Below are 22,043 nucleotides of genomic sequence, written 5' to 3'. Positions count from 1 at the left end.
TCGGGAGACGAGCATGCAGGGCGACGCGCAGGTCATCGAGCTGCTGAACGAGGCGCTGAAGAACGAACTGACCGCGATCAACCAGTATTTCCTGCATTTTCGCATGCTCGATCACTGGGGCGTCAAGAAGCTGGCCCAGTTCGAATATGGCGAATCGATCGACGAGATGAAGCACGCCGATCTGCTGGCGGAGCGCATCCTCTTCCTCGATGGGCTCCCCAATTTCCAGATGCTCGGCCGGCTGCGCATCGGCGAATCGGTCGAGGAAGTGCTGAAAGCCGACCTTGCACTCGAGGTCGAGGCGGTCGCGCAGCTAAAGGGCGCGGTCGCCCACTGCGAGTCGGTGCGCGACTATGTCAGCCGCGATCTGTTCGCAAAGATCCTCGCCAGCGAGGAGGAGCATGTCGATACGCTGGAGCGTCAGTTCGAGATGATCGACCGGATGGGCATCCAGAATTACGTCCAGCTCAACTCTGCCTCGGAAAAGGACGCGGGCGACTGACGGCGCTTGGCCGCTCGGTCGTCTACAGCAACGCCTCGATATCCTTGACGATATCCTCGGGCTTCGTCGTCGGGGCGTAGCGCCGTACCACCTGCCCCTCGCGATCGATCAGGAACTTGGTGAAGTTCCATTTGATCGCTTTCGACCCGAGCAGCCCCGGCGCGTCGGCCTTCAACCGCTCGAACAGCGGGTCGGCGGCGGGGCCGTTGACGTCGATCTTCGCAAAGACCGGAAAGGTCACGTCATAGGTCAGCGAACAGAAGTTCGCGATTTCCGCCGCGTCGCCCGGTTCCTGCCCGCCGAACTGGTTGCAGGGAAAGGCCAGCACCTCGAACCCGCGCGGGCCTAGGTCCCGGTGAAGGTCTTCCAGCCCCTCATATTGCGGAGTGAAGCCGCATTTGGAGGCAGTGTTGACGATCAGCAGCACCTTGCCGCGCCAGGTATCGAGCGAGGCTGGCCCGCCGTCCGCCGCCTTGACTTCGAAATCGGTGATCGCGTTCATCGCTCCGCCCCTCTCGCCAGCATCGAATCCAGGTTGCGACGCACCCCCGGCCATTCCGTATCAAGGATACTGTAGACGACCGTGTCGCGCCGATGTCCGTCCATCAGCATATGCCCGCGCAGGATTCCGTCCATCCGTGCGCCGAGCCGTTCGATCGCGGCGCGCGAGCGGTGATTGAGGAAATCGGTGCGCAGTTGCACACAGACCGCACCAAGCATGTCGAACGCGTAGGCGAGAAGCAGGCGTTTCGCCTCGGTGTTCAGCCCCGTTCGCTGGACGCGTCTGTCATAGACGGTCCCGCCGATCTCGACCCGCCGGTGCGCTGCGTTCATCCGCAGGAAGCGCGTGGTTCCCGCGACATTGCCGTCCGCATCGAGGACGGTGAACGCGCGAACCCGTCCTGCCGCCGCCTCGCTATCGAGCCGGTCATACCAGCCGTCGATCGTGGCTTCGCGCGGGATGAAGGTCGCGAACACATCGTCCAGCCCCGCGTCGAACGCCGCCAGAAGGGCTGTGCGGTCCGATCGTTCCAGCGGGCGCAGCGTGACGTGACGGCCGGCAAGCGTCGGCGCCGCGTCCCACAGGCTCATTGCAGATGACCCTCGTGGAGCCGCACCACGCGGTCCATCTTCGCCGCCAGCCGCTCGTTGTGCGTGGCGATCAGCGTCGCCGATCCCTGCTCGCGGACGAGCCGCAGGAACTCAGCCAGCACGACGTCTGCGGTCGCCTCATCAAGGTTGCCCGTCGGTTCGTCGGCCAGCACGAGCGCGGGCCGGTTGGCGAGCGCGCGCGCCACGGCAACACGCTGCTGCTCGCCGCCCGAAAGCTGCGCGGGACGGTGGGTGAGCCGGTGGCCCAGCCCCAGCGTGCGCAACAGGTCGGCCGCGCGTCCTTCCGAATCCTCGCGCGACACATCGCGGATGAGCTGGGGCAGCACGACATTCTCCAGCGCGTTGAAATCGGGCAGCAGGTGGTGGAACTGATAGACGAAACCGAGCTGATCGCGGCGCACGCGAGTGCGGCCGTGCGCGTCGAGCTGGGCCGCCTCCTCGCCCGCGATCCGGATCGATCCCTCGAACCCGCCTTCGAGCAGCCCGACCGCCTGCAACAGCGTCGATTTGCCCGACCCCGAAGGCCCGAGCAGCGCGACGATCTCGCCCGGCGCGACCGATAGGTCCACCCCGCGCAGGACGTGGATCGTCTCGCCACCCTGGGTGAAGCTGCGCGCCAGCCCGCGGGTTTCCAGAACTGCGGCGCCGGTGGGTTCGGCAAAGCCGGAACGGCCATGCGTCACCACGCGAGCATCACTCATAGCGCAACACCTGAACCGGATCGGTGCTCGCCGCCTTGAACGCCGGATAGACCGTCGCGAGGAAGGTCATCAGCAGCGTTATAAGGACGATCGCAATGATCTCTACCGGGTTCGCCTTCGACGGCAGTTCAGTCAGGTAACGGATCGAGGGGTCCCACAGATTCTGCCCCGTCACGAACTGGACGAAATTCACCACGGCCTGACGGAAAAACAGGAAGACGAACCCGAGGATCAGCCCGGAAATGATCCCGAGCACACCGATCGTCGTGCCGACCGTCATGAAGATACGCAGCATCGCCCCGCGGGTCGCACCCATCGTGCGAAGGATTGCGATGTCGCGCGTCTTGGCGCGCACCAGCATGATGAGCGACGACGCGATGTTGAATGCCGCGACGAGAATGATGATGCACAGCACGGTGAACATCGCGACGCGCTCGACCGCCAGCGCCTCGAAGAGCTGGGCGTTCTGCTGGCGCCAGTCGGACAGGATCGCGCCGGGCCCGACCGCGCGCACCAGCGGCGCCAGGATTTCGCCGACACGGTCGGGATCGGTCGTGTTGATCTCCACCATCCCGACATTGTCGCCCATCAGCATCAGCGTCTGCGCATCCTGCATCGGCATGATGACGAACGCCTTGTCATAATCGTAGACACCAATCTCGAAGATCGCGCCGACCGTATAGGTCACGATCCGCGGGACGGTGCCGAAGGGCGTCGTCTGCCCTTGTGGGCTGATGAGCGAGATTTCGGAACCGACGCTTGCGCCCAGCGCCTCGGCCAGCCGCGCACCGATCGCGATCCGGCTGCTGCCGGGGGTCAGGCTGGCGAGCGACCCGGCGAGAATCTTCGACTTGATCGCGCTGTTCGAACGGATGTCCTCCACGCGCATGCCGCGCACCATCACCGCCTCGACCCGGCCGTTATAGGACGACATCAGCGGCTGCTCGACGAGCGGGATCGCACTCGTGATCCCCGGCGTCGCCTTCGCCTGTGCTACCACGCGGCGCCAATCCGGAATCTGTCCGCCGACGCCCTGCACCACGGCATGCCCGTTCAGCCCGACGATCTTGTCGAACAGCTCGGCGCGAAAGCCGTTCATGACGCTCATGACAATGACGAGCGCCGCGACGCCCAGCATCACCGCGCCCAGGCTGAACCCGGCCACCAGCACGATGAAGCGTTCACCCTTGCCCGGCAGGAGATAGCGCCGCGCGATCATCCGTTCATAGCGCGACAGAATCATGGCTCAGCCTCTAGGGAAGCCCGCCGCCGCTTGCAACGTGCCGCACCCATGTTGCGCAATCGCCACAGGGTTGCCGCAATCGCATGACGCCGCCGTCATTTCCATCGACTTTTGGGGTCACACTTCCTAGCACGACTTTGCTGAGACACAGGCAACGGCCGTGGTTCGGGGAGCTTCCAGCCCCGCTCGAAAAGAGCGTGCGGGCGGAAGCACATCAAGGGGGCTGACGAGCGATCGTCACGCAGGCGCCCGGGTCGGAAACGGCCCGGGCGTTTGTGTTTTTAGGCTGCAAGGCTCAGCCCGTTCACGACAAGCCGTTCCATCCCGAGCGAAGTCGAGGGACCAGCCCGCCGCTGCGGCAGGTGTCTCTACCTCGCTCGACACGAACGGAAGGAACAGCTTTTCCCTCTGTCGGCAACCGAGGTCCTAACGGCGATGATGTAGCGCCCCAAACACAAAGGGCGCCGCACCCGTTCGGTGCGACGCCCATTTGTGTTCCGATCGGGAAACCCCGACGCCCGCGTTACTTGCGCAGCGTGAGACCGCCACCGAAGCGCTTGTTGAAGCGCGCGACCTGACCACCGGTGTCGAGCATCGTGCCGCGGCCGCCGGTCCATGCCGGATGCGCCAGCGGGTCGATTTCGAGCGTCATCGTGTCGCCTTCCTTGCCCCAGGTGGAGCGGGTTTCGTACACGGTGCCGTCGGTCATCTGCACCTTGATCATGTGATAGTCGGGGTGGATATCGGTCTTCACGGGAATTGCTCCTGGGTGTGGCTGGTTCCGACCAGCCTGAAAGGAAGGCGCGCCCCTACACGGACGCGTCCCGATTGGCAATATTCGGCTTAGATCACGCCGTTGGCGGGTCTGCGATCATCGCGGTGAAGTTCGCCTCTGCGGCCAGCTGCCCGTCGATCAGCGCGCGGCCCGCAAACTTGCAGACGCTCGCCCGCTTCTGGACGAATGCGACCTCGAGCCGGAGCAGCACACCCGGCTCGACCGGCTTGCGGAACTTCGCCCCGTCGATCGCCATGAAATAGACGAGCTTGCCGGACCCGGCGAGGCCGAGGCTTTCGACCGCAAGGATCCCTGCCGCCTGCGCCATCGCCTCGACGATCAGCACGCCCGGCATGATCGGACGACCGGGGAAATGTCCCTGGAAGAAACCTTCGTTGATCGTCACCGCCTTGATCGCCGCGATCGACGTGTCGGGGATCAACTCCTCGACACGATCGACCAGCAGCATCGGGTAGCGGTGGGGAAGCGCCGCCATCACCCGCCCGATATCGAGCGGGCCGATCGCGCCCCTTCCCTCCGCCGCTTCGGTCAACGGCCCGACTGCTTCTTCGACGGAGTCGCCGGCGCGGTCGCGGCCGGAGCGGCCGCCGCCTGGCCCTGCTGGCCGGGCTGCCAGTTGGCGGGCACCGCGGTGCTGACCGACGGCACCGTGCGGTCGAGCTCGGCCGTGACGGCCGCGGTGATGTCGGCCGTTGGCTGGGCGAAGAGCGCGGCCTGCGGGCTCAGCAGCAGCTGGACGTTCTTGGCCCGCACCGCCGCGCTGACCGCGTCGGGAAGCTTCGCGCGGATCTGCTCGATCGCATAGGCCTGCGCACGGCTCGCGGGCGCTGTCAGACGCTGCAGCTCGGCCTGCCCGGCCTGCTCCCTGGTCTGGATCGTCTGCGCCTGGGTGCGCAGCGTCGCCTGGTTGGCGTTCGGCTGGCTGGCCGCCGTCTGATACGCCTGAACGAGCGGGTTCAGCTCCGCCGCGATCGCGTTGCGGCGGGCTTCCGCCTGATCGATCTGCGTCTTGTAGGTCGTCTGGATCTGGCCGCGGGCGGTGGTCCAGGCCTTGGAGTTGGCGATCGCGGCGTCCGGATCGGCGATCGCGATACCCGAAACCTGCGCGACGGCGGTGCCGGCGACAAGCGCGATGGGCGACGCGACCGCGAAGGCGAGCGCGAGGGTCTTGAAGCTCTTCATCAGAATTGAGTCCCTACGTTGAAAGTCACGAGTTTGGTGTCATCTCCGGGCTGGCTGAGCAGCGCCTTGGCGATATCGATACGCAGCGGCCCGAACGGCGAGTTCCAGTTCACGCCGAAGCCGATCGACAGGCGCGGACGCGCCGAGTTGCCGAGGAAGCGTTCCTGGAACGGCTGCGTCGTGGTGCCGAGCGCGGTGTTGGCGGTCGTGCCATTACACGCGCCGCTCGGGTCCGGCAAACCCGCCGCGCAGGTCGTGGTGTTGATCGTCCCGTCCGCCAGCGCGTAGCTATAGAGCGCCTGGCCCGCACTGTTGACCGTAGGCGTGAACAGCGGCAGCACGGTGACATTGCCGTTCGCATCGGTCGAGGTCGGGAAGCAGCGCGTCGTGACCGTCGCCGAGCAGGTTTCGACCGTCGGTAGCGGCCGCGTGATGCTGAACAGGCTGCCCGCCTGGATGTAGACCGATGGCCGCAGACCGAGCTCTCGCGCGCCGGAGCCGAGCGGGATTTCGAGTTCCAGACGGCCGAGATAATAGGCGTTGCCGCCCAGTGCATCGTCGACGATCTGGTCGCGGTCGGTGTTCAGCACCTGCCTGCCGTTCGCGTCCGTCGTGTAGAACAGGCGCTGCACGCGCGGGCCGACGCCGCGAATGTCGAAGCCCGCGAATTGCGGCTCGCCCAGGTAGAAGCGATCGGTGATGCGGACCTTGTCGATGCCCGGGCCGCGGCTGCCCTCGAGCGACTTGATGTAACCGCCTTCACCCTTGGCCGACAGGACGAAGCCGCCGCCGACGCCCCAATATTTTGCGCCTTCGAAGCGGGTGCGGATGTAGCGCACATCGCCGCCCAGCCCGGCAAAGTCCTGGCTGAACGACAGCCGCTGCCCCGCCGTCGGGCGCAGGCGCGAATTGAGGCTGTCGTAGATCAGCGAATAGCCGACCGACGACGTCAGGCGGTTGCCCAGCGCCTCGCAGAGATAGCGCCCGACGCTCAAGGGATCGCACGTGCCGTTGGTCAGCAGATAGTCGGCAAGGCTGACCTCGTCATAGGACAGGCCATACCGCGCCGACAGCGACCAGTATTCGGTCAGCGGCACGCCTGCACGCACCTGGAAGCCCGTGGAAACCTGGCTGTAGTTGGTCTGGCGTTCGTTGCCGATATAGTTGAACGCGTTGTAGTCGCGGCGGAACACATCGACACCGACCGCGACGTTGCGATCGAACAGATACGGCTCCGTAAAGCCGAGTTCGACCGACTTCGAATAACTGGAATAGTTGACCGAGAAGCGCGCTTCCTGGCCCTTGCCGCGGAAGTTGCTCTGGGTGATGCTCGCCTGCAGGATCAGCCGCTCGAGGCTCGAATAGCCGGCCGAAAGCTGAAGCTGGCCGCTCGGCTTTTCCTCGACAGTCGCATCAAGGATGACGCGGTCGGGCGACGAACCCGGCGTCTGCTTGATCTCGAACTTGTCCTGGAAATAGCCGAGGCTGTTGATGCGGTCCTGCGAGCGCTTCACCTGGAAGCTGTTGAACGCATCACCCTCCGCCAGACGGATCTCGCGGCGGATCACCTTGTCCTGCGTCTGGGTATTACCGGCGACGTCGATCCGCTCGATATAGCTGCGCTGCGCCTGCGCGATGTGGAAGTTGATCCCCATCGTCAGCGTTTCGCGGTCGCGCTGGTATTCGGGGTTCACCTCGGTGAAGGCGTATCCGAACAGGCCCGCGGTCTGGCTCAGGCTGTCGATGGTGTCCTCGACGAGCTTTGCGTTATACCAGTCGCCCTTCTTGATGCCGAGCGAGGCGGCGAGCTTCTTGTTGTCGAAATCGCGGATATCGCTGTCCACGGTCACGTCGCCGAATTTGTAGCGCGGGCCTTCTTCCACCACATAGGTGATGATGAAGTCCTTCTTGTCCGGGGTCAGCTCGGCGACGGCTGAAGTGACGCGGAAATCGGCATAGCCTTCGGTCAGGTAGAATTGCCGCAGCTTCTGCTGATCGTAGGCCAGGCGGTCCTGATCGTAGGACGTGTTCGATGAAAGCAGGCGGAAGAAGCGCGCCTGCTTCGTCGCCATCTGCCCGCGCAGCTTGTCGTCGGAGAACACCTCGTTGCCGATGATGTTGATCTGCTGGACCTTGGATTTCGGCCCTTCCGCGATCTCGAACACCACATCGACGCGGTTCTGGTCGAGCGCGACCATCTTGGGATCGACCGAGGCTGCGAAGCGGCCCTGACGGCGATACAGCTCGATGATCCGCGCGACGTCCTCGCGCACCGCGGTGCGGGTGAAGATCTGGCGCGGCTTGAGCTTGATTTCCTTGGTGATCTTGTCTTCTTTCAGGCGCTTGTTGCCCTCGAAGATCACGCGGTTGATGATCGGGTTCTCGCGCACCCGCAGGACGATGTCGCCGCTTTCGACACCAGCGATCTGGACGTCGGCGAACAGCTCGCTCGCGTAGAGATCCTTGACCGCCTGGTCGAGCGTCTCGTTGGTATAGGCCTGCCCGACACGCAGCTTCGTATAGGACAGCACCGTCTCGGGCTCGATCCGCTGCGAGCCTTCGACGCGCAGCGTCTTGATCACGCGCTGCGTCGGCACCGCAGCGGCCGGAACCTGCGCCGCGGCCGGCGCGTTGGGTGTGGCAGGTGAAGCGGTTTGCGCGGCGGCCGATAGCGGCAGCCCGGCCAGCATCGTGCAGCCCAGTAGCGCCGCCGCTGCGCGCGTGCCGTAAGTCTTAGCGTTCAAAGCCGTCACCCGAACCATCCCGAAAACCGAACCCGCGCACCGGAAAGGTGTCGCGGGCGCTTGCCCTGCCCGACTATCCTCAACCGATCAAGCCGGCGAGGTTTTTCCACAAGCCCAGCGACCCCAGATCGTTGAACGTCACGAACACCATCAGCGCGAGCAATGCCGCAAGCCCGCCCCGAAACGCCCACGCCTGCACCTCCGGCCCGACAGGACGACGCCGGACCGCCTCGATCGCGTAGAACAGCAGATGACCGCCATCGAGCATCGGGACTGGCAGGAGATTGATGAACCCCAGATTGATGGACACCAGCGCGATCAGGAAGACGAACGCCGCGGGGCTGATGCTCATCTGCTGCCCGGCCGCCTTCGCCATGCCGATCGGGCCGCTGAGTTCCTTGACCGACCTGCGCCCGCTGATGATCTGGCCGAGCGTATCGGTCATGAAGCGGACGAGCTCGCCCGTCTGCCGCACCGCGACGACCGGTGCCTCGATCAGGCTCACCGGCACGACGACCTGATCCGGACGCGCGACGCCGAGCAGCCCGACGCGGAAATGATTGCCGAAGCGGTCGGCCTGTTCGTCGACGCCGATCACTGCCTGCGTCGATGCCGGCTGGCCCGCGCGGACGTAATCGATGCGGATCCGCTCCGCAGGACGGATGCGGATGTAGCGCACCATGTCGTCGAAGGTCGCAACGCTGCGTCCACCGAGCGCGGTGATCGTATCGCCGGGGCGCAGCCCGGCCGCCGCGGCGGCGCTGCCGGCCTCGACCGTCGCGACACGCGTAGGGGTGCGCGCATCGCCGAGCGCCAGCGCGAAGCCGGCAAGGATCAGCACCGCGACGAAAAAATTCACGATCGGCCCGGCGGCGACGATGATCGCGCGCTGCCACACCGGCTTTGCCTGGAACGTCGCCTGGCGCTCCTCGGCCGGCAGCGACAGCCACTCCGCCGAAGGCTGCGACGCGGGGTTCATGTCGCCGGCGAAGCGGACATAGCCACCAAGCGGCATCCAGCCGAGCTTCCACCGCGTCCCGCGTTTGTCGGTCCACCCGGCGATCTCTCGGCCGAAACCGATCGAAAAGGCTTCGGCTTTCACCCCGAACCAGCGGCCGGCGAAATAATGGCCGAGCTCGTGAACGAACACGAGCGGCCCGACGACGAGCATGAAAGCCAACAGAGTGAGCAACAGGCCCGGGGTCTGGATCAAGCGACGCAATCCTTCACACGCTCTTCCGCGATGGCGCGGGCTTCGGCATCGATCGCAAGGACCGAATCCAGATCGCCCGGCGCCGGCGGATCGTAGCGGTTCAGCACATCGCTGACGATTGCGGCAATTTCGAGGAACCCCGCGCGCCCCTTGAGGAACGCAGCGACCGCGACCTCGTTCGCGGCGTTCAGGATCGCGGGACGCGCGCCGCCCGCCTCCATCGCGGCGCGTGCCAGGGCGAGCGCAGGGAAGCGCACCGGATCGGGCGCCTCGAAGTCCAGCCGGCCGACGTTGACCAGATCGAGCCGCTCGCCCGGCGTCGCCATCCGGTCGGGCCAGGCGAGTGCGCAGGCAATCGGCGTGCGCATGTCCGGCGTGCCAAGCTGCGCGATGACGGACCCATCGATATATTCGACCATCGAATGGATCACCGACTGGCGGTGAACGACGACGTCGAGCTGCGCCGCCTCGACCGGAAACAGGTGAAACGCCTCGATGAGTTCGAGACCCTTGTTCATCATCGTCGCAGAATCGACCGAGATCTTGGCGCCCATCGACCAATTGGGGTGCGCCACCGCCTGTTCCGGCGTGATGCCGTCCATCTCGGCAAGCGATCGATCGCGAAACGGCCCGCCGCTTGCGGTCAGGATGATCCGCGCGACACGCGCCGGGATCGTGCGGTCGAGACATTGAAAAACCGCGCTGTGCTCGGAATCGACCGGCAGCAGGATCGCACCGGATTTCGCGAGCGCGTGGTTCATCACCTCGCCGGCCGAAACCAGGGATTCCTTGTTGGCGAGTGCGATCGTGCCGCCGCCCTCGATCGCCGCCATGACCGGGCGTAGCCCGGCGCACCCTACGATCGCCGCCAGCGTAACGTCCGCGCCCAAGGCGGCGGCGTCGATCACCGCCTGCTCGCCGCCGGCCGCTTCGATCCCGCTTCCGGCCAGTGCAGCGCGCAGATCCCCGAGGCACGCTTCGTCGGCAACCACCGCGCGCCGCGCCCGCGTGCGGATCGCCGCCGCTGCAAGCCGCGCGACATCGCAATTCGCGGTCAGCGCGAGAACCCGAAAATCGTCCGGCGCCCGCTCGATCAGGTCCAGCGTCGAAGTGCCGACCGAACCGGTCGCACCGAGGATCGTGATCGTCTTCATGACGGATAGAAATGCGGCAGGACGACAAGGAGCGCGGCGAGCGGTGCGACCGGCACGAGCCCGTCGAGCCGGTCAAGAACGCCGCCATGACCGGGCAGGATCGTGCCGCTGTCCTTCACCCCCGCGCGCCGTTTCAGCCAGCTTTCGAACAGGTCGCCGCCCTGCGCCACCACCGCAAGGCCCGGCGTCGCCAGCGTCATGCGCAGCGGCAGACCGAACCGCCAGTGCATCAGCGCCCCGACGACCGAGGCGAGCAGGACGCCGCCGATCAGCCCCGACCATGTCTTGTTGGGGCTCAGCCGGGGTGCCAGCTTTGGCCCGCCGAAGGTGCGACCGACAAAGAACGCACCGATGTCGCAACCCCAGACGAGCGCCATCGCCCAGAACGTCCAGGCGAGTCCCTCATGCTGGCGGTTGATGAGGACCAGCGCGAGCACCGGCAGTCCGCAATAGAGGACGCCGGCGGCCAGCCATGGCAGCCGCGTCACGATGACGACGAAGAACGCAGCCCCCGCCAGCAGCCCTAGCGCGAAAGGATCGGGGCCGGCCGCGATCGGTGCCATGATCGCCAGCGGCACCGACAGCGCATATTGCGCCAAGCGCTTGTGCCCCGCGCTCGCGCCGACGAGATCGGCCCATTCCGCCATCATCAGGATCGCGACGACGACCGCGAGCAGCCAGAACGCGATGCCGCCGAACACCACCGCGGCCGTGGCGACCGCGATCATCCCGACGCTCGCGATCATCCGCAGGCGCAGGTTCGACGGCGTACGCAGTTTCGCCTGATCGGCTTCGCTCACAGGCCACCGAACCGGCGCTGGCGTCGTCCGAAATCCTCGATCGCCACGCCGAACGCCTCGGCATCGAAATCGGGCCAGAGCGTGTCGACGAACAGCAATTCGGCATAAGCCGCCTGCCACAGCAGGAAATTCGATAGCCTGTGCTCTCCCGACGTGCGGATCAGCAGGTCGAGCGGCGGAAGCGCACGCGTCTCCAGCTCGGCCTCGATCATCGCCGCATCGATGACGGTGGCGTCGGTTTCGCCCGCGGCCACCCGCGCCGCGATCCGGCGTGTCGCCTCGACCAGTTCAGCCTGCGCGCCGTAATTCAGCGCGATGGCGAGGATGGGACCGCTATTGCCCGATGTCCGCGCGATCGCGTCGTCGATCAGCGCCACCACATCGTGCGGAAACCGGCGATAGTCGCCGATCACGCGCAGGCGGACATTCTCGCGCACCAGTTCGGCCAGATCGCTGCGGATGAAGAGCCGCAGCAATCCCATGAGATCGCCGACTTCCTCTTCCGGGCGGCGCCAGTTCTCCGACGAGAATGCATAAAGCGTCAGCGCCTCGATCCCGAGCGCGCGCGCCGCGCGCGACACCTTGCGTACCGCCTCCACGCCGGCACGGTGGCCGGCGACGCGCGGCAGATGCCGGCGCTTCGCCCAGCGGCCATTGCCGTCCATGATGATCGCGACGTGGCGGGGCAACGCCACCCCGCCCTGCCCCGCCGCGAAGGCCGGCGCGCTGCTCATTGCGACACCGCGGGGCACCAGGCGTGGATCACTTGCCCAGAATTTCCTTTTCCTTCGACGCCGCGACCGTGTCGATATCGGCGGTCGTGGTGTCGGTCAGCTTCTGCACCTCGGTTTCGTGGCGCTTGCGCTCGTCCTCGCTGAAGACGCCCTTCTTCTCGTCGGTCTTGAGCGCATCCATGCCGTCGCGGCGGACGTTGCGCACCGCGATCTTGGCCTTTTCCGCATACTGTCCCGCGAGCTTGGCGAGTTCCTTTCGACGTTCCTCGGTCAGGTCGGGAATCGGCAGGCGCAGCGAATTGCCGTCATTGATCGGATTCAGGCCGAGACCCGCCGACCGGATCGCCTTCTCGACGGGGCCGATATTGCTCTTGTCCCACACCTGCACGCTCAGCATGCGTGGTTCGGGCGCAGACACGGTCGCGACCTGGGTCAGCGGCATGTGGCTGCCGTAAACCTCCACCGTCACCGGATCGAGCAGCGCGGTCGAGGCGCGGCCGGTGCGCAGGCCGCCGAGATCGTGCTTCAGCGCTTCGATCGCGCCGGCCATGCGGCGTTCGAGATCGGACTTGTCATAGGCCGGCATTGGCAGCTTCCTCGGTTGTATTCTCGACGATGGTCGAAACGCCGCGCCCGTCGAGCACGGCGGCAAGATTGCCCTCGTCGCGGATGTTGAAGACGACGATTGGCACGTTGTTGTCGCGGCACAGCGCGACGGCGGAGGCGTCCATCACCTTCAGATCGTCGGCAAGGACGCGGCCGAAGGTCAGCCGCTCGTAGCGCTTGGCGGTGGGCACCTTCTTGGGATCGGCATCATAGACGCCGTCGACAGACGTGCCCTTGAACAGCGCGTCGCAATTCATTTCGGCTGCCCGAAGCGCGGCGCCCGTATCGGTCGTGAAAAAGGGGCTGCCGACGCCGGCCGCGAAGATCACGACGCGGCCCTTCTCCAGATGCCGCTGCGCGCGCCTGCGGATATAGGGCTCGCACACACTCGCCATGGGGATCGCCGACTGGACCCGGGTATCGACGCCGGCACGCTCGAGCGCATTCTGCAGCGCAAGCGCGTTCATAATCGTCGCCAGCATACCCATATAGTCGGCCGACGCGCGCTCGAAGCCCTTCGCGGCACCAGCCAGCCCGCGGAAGATGTTGCCGCCGCCGACGACGATACACAGCTCATGTCCCGCATCGCGCGCCGCCTTGATCTCACGCGCGACGCGGTCGCAGGTGGCGGGATCGATTCCGAACTGGCCGGCGCCCATCAGCACCTCGCCCGACAATTTCAACAGGATACGTTTGTAGCGCGGGGAGGTCATGCGATTCCGAGTATGGGAGGTGGGCGGCGCGGACATTAGGCGGCACGGCAAGCGGTCGCAACCCGGCGATGGGGATGCCGGAAAGATAGTCGCCGGACACGACAACGCCGCCGCCTGCACAAGGGCAGACGGCGGCGCTTTGTCGATCCGCGAGATCAGGCGACCGGCTGCGGCACGCCCGATGCGGCGGCGACCTCGGCCGCGAAGTCCGACTCTTCCTTCTCGATGCCTTCGCCGAGCTGAAAGCGGACATAATCGACCAGCTTGATCTCGGCGCCGGCATCCTTGCCGGCCTTGGCGACGACGTCGCTGATCTTGGTCTTGCCGTCCATGACGAACAGCTGGCTGACCAGCGCGTGCTCCTTTCGGAACTTGGCGATGCCGCCCTCAACCATCTTCGCGATGATGTCGGCGGGCTTGCCGCTCTCCGACGCCTTTTCGGTCGCGATCGCGCGCTCGCGCTCGATCTCCGTCTCGTCGAGGTCGTCTTCGTTCAGTGCCTTCGGGAACGCCGCCGCGATATGCATGGCCAGCTGGTTGCCCAGCGCCTGGAGCGCGTCGGCCGGTGCGGCGGATTCGAGCGCGACGAGCACGCCGATCTTGCCCATGCCGGGCGCCGCCTTGTTGTGCACATAGGCGACGACGGCGCCCTGCGACACTTCGAGGCGCTTCACGCGCCGGATCGACTGGTTCTCGCCGATCGTCGCGATGTTACCGGTCAGCGTCTCCTCGGCGGTCTTGCCGTTCGGCAGCGTCGCAGCCTTGATCGCGTCGACATCGCCGGCGCCATCCAGCGCGACCTGAGTCACTTCGCGGACGAACTGCTGGAACTGGTCGTTCTTCGCGACGAAGTCGGTTTCCGAATTGACCTCGACCGCCGCGCCCTTCGTGCCCGAAACGGCGACGCCGACCAGGCCCTCGGCCGCGGTGCGGCTCGACTTCTTGGCAGCAGCCGCGAGGCCCTTGGTGCGAAGCCAGTCCATCGCCGCTTCCATGTCGCCGGCGGTTTCGTTCAGCGCCTTCTTGCAATCCATCATGCCCGCGCCGCTCTTCTCGCGCAGGTCCTTGACCATCGCTGCCGTGATGTCGGCCATGTCCTAATCCTTTGGTATCAAAATGGCCCGTTCGCACTGAGCCTGTCGAAGTGCCGCCTTTCTCCGCTGCACGTTGCAGTAGAAAGACAGTGCCCTTCGACTGCCTGCAAGGCAGACGCTCAGGGTAGCCTTCGACAAGCTCAGCACGAACGGAAAATGGCTTGTCGAAGCCCTTCTTGTCTTACGCGTCGATCTGGCGCTCGGCCTCGGCGGCCATCTCGGCCTGCTGGGGGGCGTCGGCCACCGGCGTCTCGACGCTCAGCGCTTCCTCGGCGACCGGCTCGACCGCCGCACCCAGATCGGCGCCGCGGCGCTGCTGCTGCTCCTGGCCACCGCGGGTCGCGGCGATCGCGATCGCCTCGCAATACAGGCGGATGGCGCGCGCGGCGTCGTCGTTCGCCGGAACCGGGAAGGCGATGCCGTCGGGCGAAACGTTCGAATCGAGGATCGCGACGACCGGGATACCCAGCGTGTTGGCTTCCTTGATCGCCAGCTCTTCCTTGTTCGCGTCAATGACGAACATCACGTCGGGCACGCCGCCCATATCGCGGATGCCGCCGAGCGACAGCTCGAGCTTGTCCTTCTCGCGCGTCAGGTTCAGCACTTCCTTCTTGGTCAGGCCGTGCGTGTCGCCCGAAAGCTGCTCCTCGAGCGTCTTGAGGCGCTTGATCGAGTTCGAGATCGTCTTCCAGTTGGTCAGCATGCCGCCCAGCCAGCGGTGGTTCACAAAGTGCTGGCCCGAGCGGCGCGCGGCGTCGGCGACCGGTTCCTGCGCCTGGCGCTTCGTCCCGACGAACAGGACCTTCCCGCCGGACGCGACCGTCGAGCTGACGAATTCGAGCGCGCGCGCGAAGAGCGGCACGGTCTGCGACAGGTCGATGATGTGGATACCGTTGCGGTCGCCGAACAGATACGGCTTCATCTTCGGGTTCCAGCGATGCGTCTGATGGCCGAAGTGCGCGCCCGTTTCGATGAGCTGCTGCATGGAGACGACAGGTGCCGCCATAGGGATAGATCCTTCCGGTTGAGCCTCTGGGAAGCGGATGACGCTGACGCTTGCGCGCCGACGCACCGGGCTATGATGCTTCCCATGCGGGGTTGAGGGGCGCGCCATTAGCGCAAGACGAGGCATTCCGCAAGCGCTTGACAGATGGAACATAGATGGAACATATAGCGGGAACACAGCGGGAACGCGGTGACTGGCTTCTCGGGAATGGCGCGGAAATCCGTGCCGCTCCGCGGATCGAATCGGGAACCTGTCCTGCGATGAAGTGTTTGCGGCTCACTCGGGTCGCGAATTGACCTTGGGAGGCGAACGTAATGGCAATCCTGGCTTTCGTTGCATTCGGTGGGGCATTTGGTCTTTCGGCCTATGCGATCTGGTCCACGGTTGCGCCCAAACTCGATCGTATTACCGATGCGTTGTTCGGGCGCGCGCCGCAGACCTTCCAGCCGCTTTCGGGGCTGGTGCTGGCCGAGCGCCGGATCGCTGTCAGGCGCTGGGCGGCGGTGTCGCGGCCGGCGACGGTCCTGCGCGAGGCCGCCTGATCCGCGCATAACTCGCGATGCTGAACGGCATCGTGATGAGGTAGAGCACACTGAGCAGGGAAAAGGTGTGCCAGGGCGCCGACACCAGTGCCGCGCCCACGATCACGATTACCGCGATCGCCTCGAAGCGGATGTTCTGGCGCAGCCGCATCGAGGTCCACGAAAAGGTCGCGATGCTCGATACCATGAGACACGCAACGATTGCAGTCCAGGGGGCCACGATCAGCGGATTGCGCAGCAGCGGCTCTTCGGTCCAGAACGACAGAAACATCGGCAGCATCGCAAGCCCCGCGCCCGCCGGTGCCGGAACGCCGGTCAGGAAGCCGGCCGATTTGTGCGGCTGTTCCGTCCGATCGATCTGCGCGTTGAAGCGGGCGAGGCGCAGCGCACAGAAGACCGCGAGCATCAGCGCCGCCATCCAGCCGAAACGCGGCAGGGTCGAGAGCGACCAGAGATAGAGGATCAGCGCCGGCGCGACGCCGAAGGAGATCGCGTCGGACAGCGAGTCGAGTTCCGCGCCGAAGCGACTCTCGCCGTGGAGCATTCGCGCGATTCGCCCGTCCAGCCCGTCGAGCACGCCGGCTACCAGCACCATCGTGACCGCAAGCTCCCATTTGCCGCCGATCGCGAAGCGCACGCCGCTCAGGCCCGAGCATAAGGCAAGCGCGGTCACCGCATTCGGCGCGACCGCCCGCAGGGGAAGCCCGCGCGGATTTCGCCGCGAGACCTGGAAAGCGCGGCGATCGTCCGGCAGGATCATTGCGCGATGCCGGCAACCGGCTTGCCGCCCATGCGGCCGAGCACGGTTTCACCCGCGATCGCGCGCTGGCCGAGTGCGACTTGCGGCTCGAACTCTTCGGGCAGGTAGACATCGACGCGGCTGCCGAAGCGGATGAGGCCGATCCGCTGGCCGCTGGCGACCATGTCGCCCGGCTTCACGAACCCGACGATCCGGCGCGCGACGAGACCGGCGATCTGGGTAAAGCCGACACGGCGCCCGTCATGCCCCTCGACGACGATATGCTGGCGTTCATTCTCCTCGCTCGCCTTGTCGAGATCGGCGTTGAGGAACTTGCCCGCAATATAGACGACCTGGGTGATCGTCCCCGCGATCGGAGTACGGTTGATGTGCACGTCGAACACCGACATGAACACCGAGACGCGGGTCAGCGATCCTTCGCCGAGGCCATTGGGCCCGGCGAGTTCCCGCGGGATCGGCACGCTCTGGATCATGGTGATGAGGCCGTCCGCCGGGCTGACGATCAGGTCGTCGCCCTGCGGCGTGGTGCGCACCGGATCGCGGAAGAACGCGGCGACCCAGATCGTCAGCCCGACCATCGGCCAGAACAGCACGGCCGTAAGCCACGTGGCGAGCAGCGTCAGGCCGGCGGCGATGAAGACGTATTTACGCCCTTCGGGATGGACCGTCGGGAACCGCCATTTGACGGTCGTGGTGACGGGAACGGCGCCCGTGGGCGACTTTTCAAGTGATGGCATCGCCCTCGTCTAACCGCGCGTGCGGGGCGACACAACGCTATTGGGTGCGCGCCCGTGTGGCGCCGGGCGGTTGATCGCCGCGCCACCCTCCCCTAAGCGGACCCGCAAAACCTCCCCAATCTCTCCCAAGGAAGTGAGCATGGCCAAGATCAAGGTGAAGACGCCCGTCGTGGAGATCGACGGCGACGAAATGACGCGGATCATCTGGGAATGGATTCGCGAGCGCCTTATCAAGCCGTATCTCGACATCGACCTCGATTATTACGACCTGGGCATCGAGCACCGCGACGCGACCGACGACAAGGTGACCGTCGACAGCGCGAAGGCGACGCAGAAATACGGCGTCGCGGTGAAGTGCGCGACGATCACCCCCGACGAAGCGCGGGTCGAGGAATTCGGCCTGAAGAAGATGTGGAAGTCGCCCAACGGCACCATCCGCAACATCCTGGGCGGCGTGATCTTCCGCGAGCCGATCGTCATCAGGAACGTGCCCCGCCTGATCCCCGGCTGGACCCACCCGATCGTCGTCGGCCGCCACGCGTTCGGCGATCAGTACAAGGCGACCGACTTCGTGGTGCCGGGCGCCGGCAAGCTGACGATGAAGTTCGAGGGCACCGACGGCCAGGTCATCGAGCACGAAGTATTCGATTTCCCCGCCGGCGGCGTTGCGATGGGCATGTACAATCTCGACGAATCGATCCGCGATTTCGCGCGGGCGAGCATGAACTATTCGCTGGGCCGCAAATGGCCGCTCTACCTCTCGACCAAGAACACGATTCTCAAGGCCTATGACGGCCGCTTCAAGGACCTGTTCGCGGAGATTTTCGAGGCCGAGTTCAAGGGTCAGTTCAAGGATGCCGGCATCGTCTACGAACACCGCCTCATCGACGACATGGTCGCCAGCGCACTCAAGTGGAACGGCGAGTTCGTCTGGGCCTGCAAGAATTACGACGGTGACGTCCAGTCGGATCAGGTCGCGCAGGGCTTCGGCTCGCTGGGGCTGATGACCTCGGTGCTGATGACTCCCGACGGCAAGACCATCGAGGCGGAGGCTGCCCACGGCACCGTCACCCGCCACTACCGCCAGCATCAGCAGGGCAAGGCGACCTCGACCAACCCGATCGCGTCGATCTTCGCATGGACCGGCGGCCTGAAATATCGCGGCAAGTTCGACGGCACGCCCGACGTCACCCGCTTCGCCGAAACGCTGGAGCAGGTCTGCATCGAGACGGTCGAGAATGGCGACATGACCAAGGATCTCGCGATCCTCATCGGCCCGGACCAGCGCTGGATGACGACCGAGCAGTTCTTCGAGGCGGTTCGCGGCAACCTCGAGACGAAGATGGCCAACTGGGCCTGACGACTAGCGGGCTTCCGGCGACTGGATATGTTCCGGCCGGAAGCCCAGTCCGATAATGCGCGCGGGAATCCGCCGCAGCATCGGAATCCGGTCGAGCAGTCGCGCGAAGGCGGGGGCACCGCTGACCGCGTCTTCCCGAGACAGCATCGGCGCGATCACCCTGTCCTGAACCAGCCGCTGCATGCGCTGGGTCAGCTGGACCGCGCGGTGCCGGCGATCGCGCACGCGGTGCAGCAGCGGGTCGATGTCCTCCCCGGCCCGCATCGGCGCGGCGAGCAGATTGGCGGCCGCGACCGCATCCTGAATCGCCAGGTTGATTCCGACCCCGCCGATCGGCGACATTGCGTGCGCCGCATCGCCGATGACGAGCAGCCCCGGACGATGCCATCGTTCGAGCCGATCGACCGTGACGGTCAGCAGCTTCACATCGTCCCACGACCGCAGCCCTTCCGTAGCGCGCGCCGTCTCCGGCCCCACCGCCAGCACCCGCGCGACGAACGCGTCGAAACCCTCTGAGTGCACGGTTTCGGCGGTGCCCTTGGCGAAGACGAACGCGCACTGCCAGTAATCGCCGCGATCGATGAGCACGAAGATGCGCCCCGCATCGAACACCCCCATGCTGTCATTTTCGCGCGCCGGGGCCTTGGGAATGCGGAACCAGAACACATCCATCGGCGCCCCGATCGTCGTCGCGGGCAAGCCCGAGCAAAACCGTGAATCCCGTCCGTCACTCGCGATCGTCAGTCGTGCGGCAATGGTTTCGCCACCCTGCATCCGCGCGCCGGCGACACGGCCGTCTGCCTCGACAAGCGTCTCGGCCTCGCATCCCTGCACAAGCCGGAACGTCGGATAGCGCCGCGCCGCGTCCGCGACGAAATCGAGGAAATCCCATTGCGGCATCAGCGCGATGAAGGGTGCCGCGACGGGCAGATGGCGAAAGTCGACGATCTCGACCGGCTGACCGCCGATCCTCGCACCGATCGTCTCCACCTTGTTGTGCGGACGGGCGAGCAGCGCATCCAGCAGGCCGAGTTCGTGGATGAGCTGGAGCGTCGAGGGGTGAACGGTATCGCCCCTGAAATCCCTCAGGAAATCACGATGCTTCTCGACAACCACGGTATCCAGTCCCGCGCGCGCAAAGAGCAGCCCGGCCATCATCCCGGCAGGGCCACCCCCCAGGATCAGGACGTCGCAAGACTTTTCGCCCGTCGTCCAAGACGAATCGGCAATCGTCGTTCTAGAAGCGGGCATGGCAATCGGTCTCGACAACAAGGGTTTCAGCGACGCACTGGTCATTCTCGGCGCAGCCGGGATGGTGATCCCGGCGTTCGCCCGGTTCAAGATCAGTCCGGTCATCGGTTTCATTCTGGTGGGGGCGCTGGTCGGCCCGGCCGGCCTCGGCGCGCTCACCGCGCAGCATCCGTGGCTCTATTATGTGACCATATCCGATCCGCATTCGATCGAGCCGTTCGCCGAGTTCGGCATCATCCTGCTCCTCTTTTCGATCGGACTTGAGCTTTCGCTCAAACGCCTGTGGACGATGCGGCGGCTGGTTTTCGGGACGGGGGCGGCGGAACTGCTGCTGTCGGGCGCGATGATCGGAACCGCGCTGCACATGCTCGGGCAGGAGTGGGCCGGGGCGCTCGGCCTTGGCTTCGCGCTCGCGCTGTCCTCGACCGCGCTCGTCATCCCGCTTGCCGGGACCAGAAGCCCGGTCGGGCGCGGCGCCTTTGCGATGCTGCTGTTCGAGGATCTCGCGCTCGTCCCGATCATCTTCATCCTCGGCGCGCTCGCCCCGACCGCGAGCGATGATGGCTGGCGCGGGCTCGCCGGCGTCGCGATGGCTGGCGGCGTCACCGTCGTCGCCATGTATCTCGCTGGCCGAATTCTCCTTCCCCGCCTCTTCGCGCAGGCAGCACGGACGAAGAGCCCGGAACTTTTCCTGGCGGCGTCGCTGCTGGTGGTCATCGTCGCCAGTGTCGCGACCACCGCGGCGGGCCTTTCCCCGATCGTCGGGGCACTGCTCGCGGGATTGCTGATTGCGGAAACCGAATATCACGGCGAGGTCGAGGTCATCACCGCGCCCTTCAAGGGCCTCGCGCTCGGCGTCTTCCTCATCACCGTGGGGATGAGCCTCGATTTGCGGCTCATCATGGCGAACTGGGTGGAGCTGACATTGGCGGTTGCCGGCGTGGTCGCGGTGAAGGCGATCGTCGTCTATCTCCTGCTCCGCGTCGCGAACGCCCGGCGCGGGGTGGCGATCGAAACCGGCGTGCTGATGGGCAGCCCGTCCGAGACGACGCTGATCGTGCTGGCAACGGCGGCGCAGGCACAGCTGATCCAGGGGTCGACCGCCGCCTTCTGGCAGACCGTCACCGCGATCGGCCTGACCATCACGCCGCTGCTCGCGAAGGCGGGGCGAGTCATCGCGCGCCGCGTCGAACCGGCGCCCGCGCGCGAACCCGAACGCGAACTGGCGGGTCCCGAAGGGCGCAGCGTCATCGTCGGCTTCGGCCGCGTCGGCCGCCTCGTCGCCGATATGCTCGCCTGTCACGACCAGCCCTATCTCGCGATCGAGGCGGATATCGATTCGGTAAAGGCCGCGCAGCGCGCCGGCTATTCGGTGATGTTCGGCGACATTGCGCGCGGCGAATGGATCGAGCGGCTAGATCTGGCCAATGCGCGCGCGCTCATCATGACGATGGACGATCCGGTGCTGACCGCGCGCTTCGTTCGCCGGATGCGCACGCTCGCCCCCAACCTGCCGATCATCGCCCGCGCGCGAGACGCGGGGCATGCGGCGGAGCTCTACCGCGCCGGCGTCACCGATGCCGTCCCCGAAACCCTCGAAAGCTCGCTCCAACTGTCCGAGGCGGTGTTGGTGGACTTGGGCGTGGCGATGGGTCCGGTCATCGCATCGATCCATGAAAAGCGTGACGAACTGCGCCAGACCATCAGGCGCGCGGCCAATCTCGGCCGCGAACCGCGCATCCGGCGTATCCGCCAGCGCAGTTGAGCCGAGACGGATACGCAGGCGAAATGA

At 65.8% G+C, this 22,043-nt stretch carries 23 protein-coding genes; 4 read left to right on the top strand and 19 right to left on the bottom strand.

Translation table 11 applies throughout. The features are described 5' to 3' along the window. Positions 1 to 13: 13 nt before the first annotated feature. A complete protein-coding gene (gene bfr / locus BOS5A_RS06160) occupies positions 14 to 502 on the top strand; it encodes a bacterioferritin (RefSeq protein WP_151954274.1) in 489 nt (162 codons plus the stop codon). 22 nt (positions 503 to 524) lie between these two features. On the opposite strand, the gene BOS5A_RS06155 is transcribed toward bfr, so the two are convergent. From BOS5A_RS06155 to rpsB, 16 genes are all read right to left on the bottom strand, one after another. Beyond that, positions 525 to 1,004, bottom strand: coding sequence for a glutathione peroxidase (locus tag BOS5A_RS06155; RefSeq protein WP_151954273.1), 480 nt, complete (start codon positions 1,002 to 1,004; stop codon positions 525 to 527). After that, a complete protein-coding gene (locus tag BOS5A_RS06150) occupies positions 1,001 to 1,594 on the bottom strand; it encodes a GNAT family N-acetyltransferase (RefSeq protein ID WP_151954272.1) in 594 nt (197 codons plus the stop codon). Before BOS5A_RS06150 ends, BOS5A_RS06155 begins: the two co-directional genes overlap by 4 nt. Further along, a complete protein-coding gene (locus BOS5A_RS06145; RefSeq protein WP_151954271.1) occupies positions 1,591 to 2,316 on the bottom strand; it encodes an ABC transporter ATP-binding protein in 726 nt (241 codons plus the stop codon). Before BOS5A_RS06145 ends, BOS5A_RS06150 begins: the two co-directional genes overlap by 4 nt. After that, entirely contained in the window at positions 2,309 to 3,559 is a 1,251-nt protein-coding gene (locus tag BOS5A_RS06140; protein WP_151954270.1) for a lipoprotein-releasing ABC transporter permease subunit, read from the bottom strand. Before BOS5A_RS06140 ends, BOS5A_RS06145 begins: the two co-directional genes overlap by 8 nt. A 523-nt stretch (positions 3,560 to 4,082) precedes the next feature. Further along, positions 4,083 to 4,313 carry a 50S ribosomal protein L31 gene (gene rpmE, locus BOS5A_RS06135; RefSeq protein WP_151954269.1) on the bottom strand — a complete coding sequence of 77 codons (231 nt, stop codon included), beginning with the start codon at positions 4,311 to 4,313 and terminating at the stop codon, positions 4,083 to 4,085. A 94-nt stretch (positions 4,314 to 4,407) separates the two neighbouring features. Then, the gene (gene fabZ, locus BOS5A_RS06130; RefSeq protein ID WP_267903814.1) at positions 4,408 to 4,887 is read right to left on the bottom strand and encodes a 3-hydroxyacyl-ACP dehydratase FabZ; all 480 of its coding nucleotides are present in this window, start codon (positions 4,885 to 4,887) and stop codon (positions 4,408 to 4,410) included. After that, a complete protein-coding gene (locus BOS5A_RS06125) occupies positions 4,884 to 5,537 on the bottom strand; it encodes an OmpH family outer membrane protein (RefSeq protein WP_151954268.1) in 654 nt (217 codons plus the stop codon). The genes fabZ and BOS5A_RS06125 overlap by 4 nt, the downstream gene beginning before the upstream one ends. Further along, a complete protein-coding gene (gene bamA, locus BOS5A_RS06120; protein ID WP_151954267.1) occupies positions 5,537 to 8,299 on the bottom strand; it encodes an outer membrane protein assembly factor BamA in 2,763 nt (920 codons plus the stop codon). Before bamA ends, BOS5A_RS06125 begins: the two co-directional genes overlap by 1 nt. 61 nt (positions 8,300 to 8,360) lie before the next feature. Continuing rightward, positions 8,361 to 9,494: an RIP metalloprotease RseP gene (gene rseP, locus BOS5A_RS06115; RefSeq protein WP_151954266.1), complete on the bottom strand. Its 1,134-nt coding sequence runs from the start codon at positions 9,492 to 9,494 to the stop codon at positions 8,361 to 8,363. Beyond that, positions 9,491 to 10,648 carry a 1-deoxy-D-xylulose-5-phosphate reductoisomerase gene (locus BOS5A_RS06110; protein ID WP_151954265.1) on the bottom strand — a complete coding sequence of 386 codons (1,158 nt, stop codon included), beginning with the start codon at positions 10,646 to 10,648 and terminating at the stop codon, positions 9,491 to 9,493. Before BOS5A_RS06110 ends, rseP begins: the two co-directional genes overlap by 4 nt. Then, on the bottom strand, positions 10,645 to 11,394 hold the full coding sequence (locus BOS5A_RS06105; RefSeq protein ID WP_151954542.1) for a phosphatidate cytidylyltransferase: 750 nt from the start codon (positions 11,392 to 11,394) through the stop codon (positions 10,645 to 10,647). Before BOS5A_RS06105 ends, BOS5A_RS06110 begins: the two co-directional genes overlap by 4 nt. Positions 11,395 to 11,444: 50 nt before the next feature. Beyond that, positions 11,445 to 12,182 (bottom strand): isoprenyl transferase, encoded by a 738-nt coding sequence (locus BOS5A_RS06100; RefSeq protein WP_151954264.1) that lies wholly within the window; start codon positions 12,180 to 12,182, stop codon positions 11,445 to 11,447. A 28-nt stretch (positions 12,183 to 12,210) separates the two neighbouring features. Then, a complete protein-coding gene (frr, locus tag BOS5A_RS06095) occupies positions 12,211 to 12,768 on the bottom strand; it encodes a ribosome recycling factor (protein ID WP_151954263.1) in 558 nt (185 codons plus the stop codon). Next, positions 12,755 to 13,501 carry a UMP kinase gene (pyrH, locus tag BOS5A_RS06090; protein ID WP_151954262.1) on the bottom strand — a complete coding sequence of 249 codons (747 nt, stop codon included), beginning with the start codon at positions 13,499 to 13,501 and terminating at the stop codon, positions 12,755 to 12,757. Before pyrH ends, frr begins: the two co-directional genes overlap by 14 nt. 155 nt (positions 13,502 to 13,656) lie before the next feature. Then, positions 13,657 to 14,595: a translation elongation factor Ts gene (gene tsf / locus BOS5A_RS06085; protein WP_151954261.1), complete on the bottom strand. Its 939-nt coding sequence runs from the start codon at positions 14,593 to 14,595 to the stop codon at positions 13,657 to 13,659. 181 nt (positions 14,596 to 14,776) lie between these two features. Next, entirely contained in the window at positions 14,777 to 15,601 is an 825-nt protein-coding gene (rpsB, locus tag BOS5A_RS06080) for a 30S ribosomal protein S2 (RefSeq protein WP_151954260.1), read from the bottom strand. A 314-nt stretch (positions 15,602 to 15,915) separates the two neighbouring features. Here rpsB and BOS5A_RS06075 point away from each other — a divergent pair, with 314 nt between their 5' ends. Next, entirely contained in the window at positions 15,916 to 16,143 is a 228-nt protein-coding gene (locus BOS5A_RS06075) for a hypothetical protein (RefSeq protein ID WP_151954259.1), read from the top strand. On the opposite strand, the gene BOS5A_RS06070 is transcribed toward BOS5A_RS06075, so the two are convergent. After that, the gene (locus BOS5A_RS06070; protein WP_151954258.1) at positions 16,088 to 16,903 is read right to left on the bottom strand and encodes a CDP-alcohol phosphatidyltransferase family protein; all 816 of its coding nucleotides are present in this window, start codon (positions 16,901 to 16,903) and stop codon (positions 16,088 to 16,090) included. The genes BOS5A_RS06075 and BOS5A_RS06070 overlap by 56 nt on opposite strands. Next, a complete protein-coding gene (locus BOS5A_RS06065; protein ID WP_151954257.1) occupies positions 16,900 to 17,640 on the bottom strand; it encodes a phosphatidylserine decarboxylase in 741 nt (246 codons plus the stop codon). The genes BOS5A_RS06070 and BOS5A_RS06065 overlap by 4 nt, the downstream gene beginning before the upstream one ends. Before the next feature lie 139 nt (positions 17,641 to 17,779). Here BOS5A_RS06065 and BOS5A_RS06060 point away from each other — a divergent pair, with 139 nt between their 5' ends. Continuing rightward, positions 17,780 to 19,000, top strand: a complete 1,221-nt coding sequence (locus BOS5A_RS06060) for an NADP-dependent isocitrate dehydrogenase (protein ID WP_151954256.1) — start codon at positions 17,780 to 17,782, stop codon at positions 18,998 to 19,000. Positions 19,001 to 19,003: 3 nt separating this feature from the next. Here BOS5A_RS06060 and BOS5A_RS06055 read toward each other — a convergent pair whose 3' ends face one another. Beyond that, complete coding sequence (locus tag BOS5A_RS06055; RefSeq protein WP_151954255.1) at positions 19,004 to 20,251, bottom strand: FAD-dependent oxidoreductase; 1,248 nt, start codon at positions 20,249 to 20,251, stop codon at positions 19,004 to 19,006. Here BOS5A_RS06055 and BOS5A_RS06050 point away from each other — a divergent pair. Further along, positions 20,250 to 22,016, top strand: a complete 1,767-nt coding sequence (locus BOS5A_RS06050) for a cation:proton antiporter domain-containing protein (protein ID WP_151954254.1) — start codon at positions 20,250 to 20,252, stop codon at positions 22,014 to 22,016. The genes BOS5A_RS06055 and BOS5A_RS06050 overlap by 2 nt on opposite strands. The last annotated feature ends 27 nt before the right edge of the window (positions 22,017 to 22,043 follow it).

The organism is Sphingomonas sp. EC-HK361, assembly GCF_902498785.1.
Lineage (GTDB): Bacteria > Pseudomonadota > Alphaproteobacteria > Sphingomonadales > Sphingomonadaceae > Sphingomonas.
The sequence above is the reverse complement of the archived record's forward strand: the minus strand, read 5'-3'. Positions and strand labels throughout refer to the sequence as shown.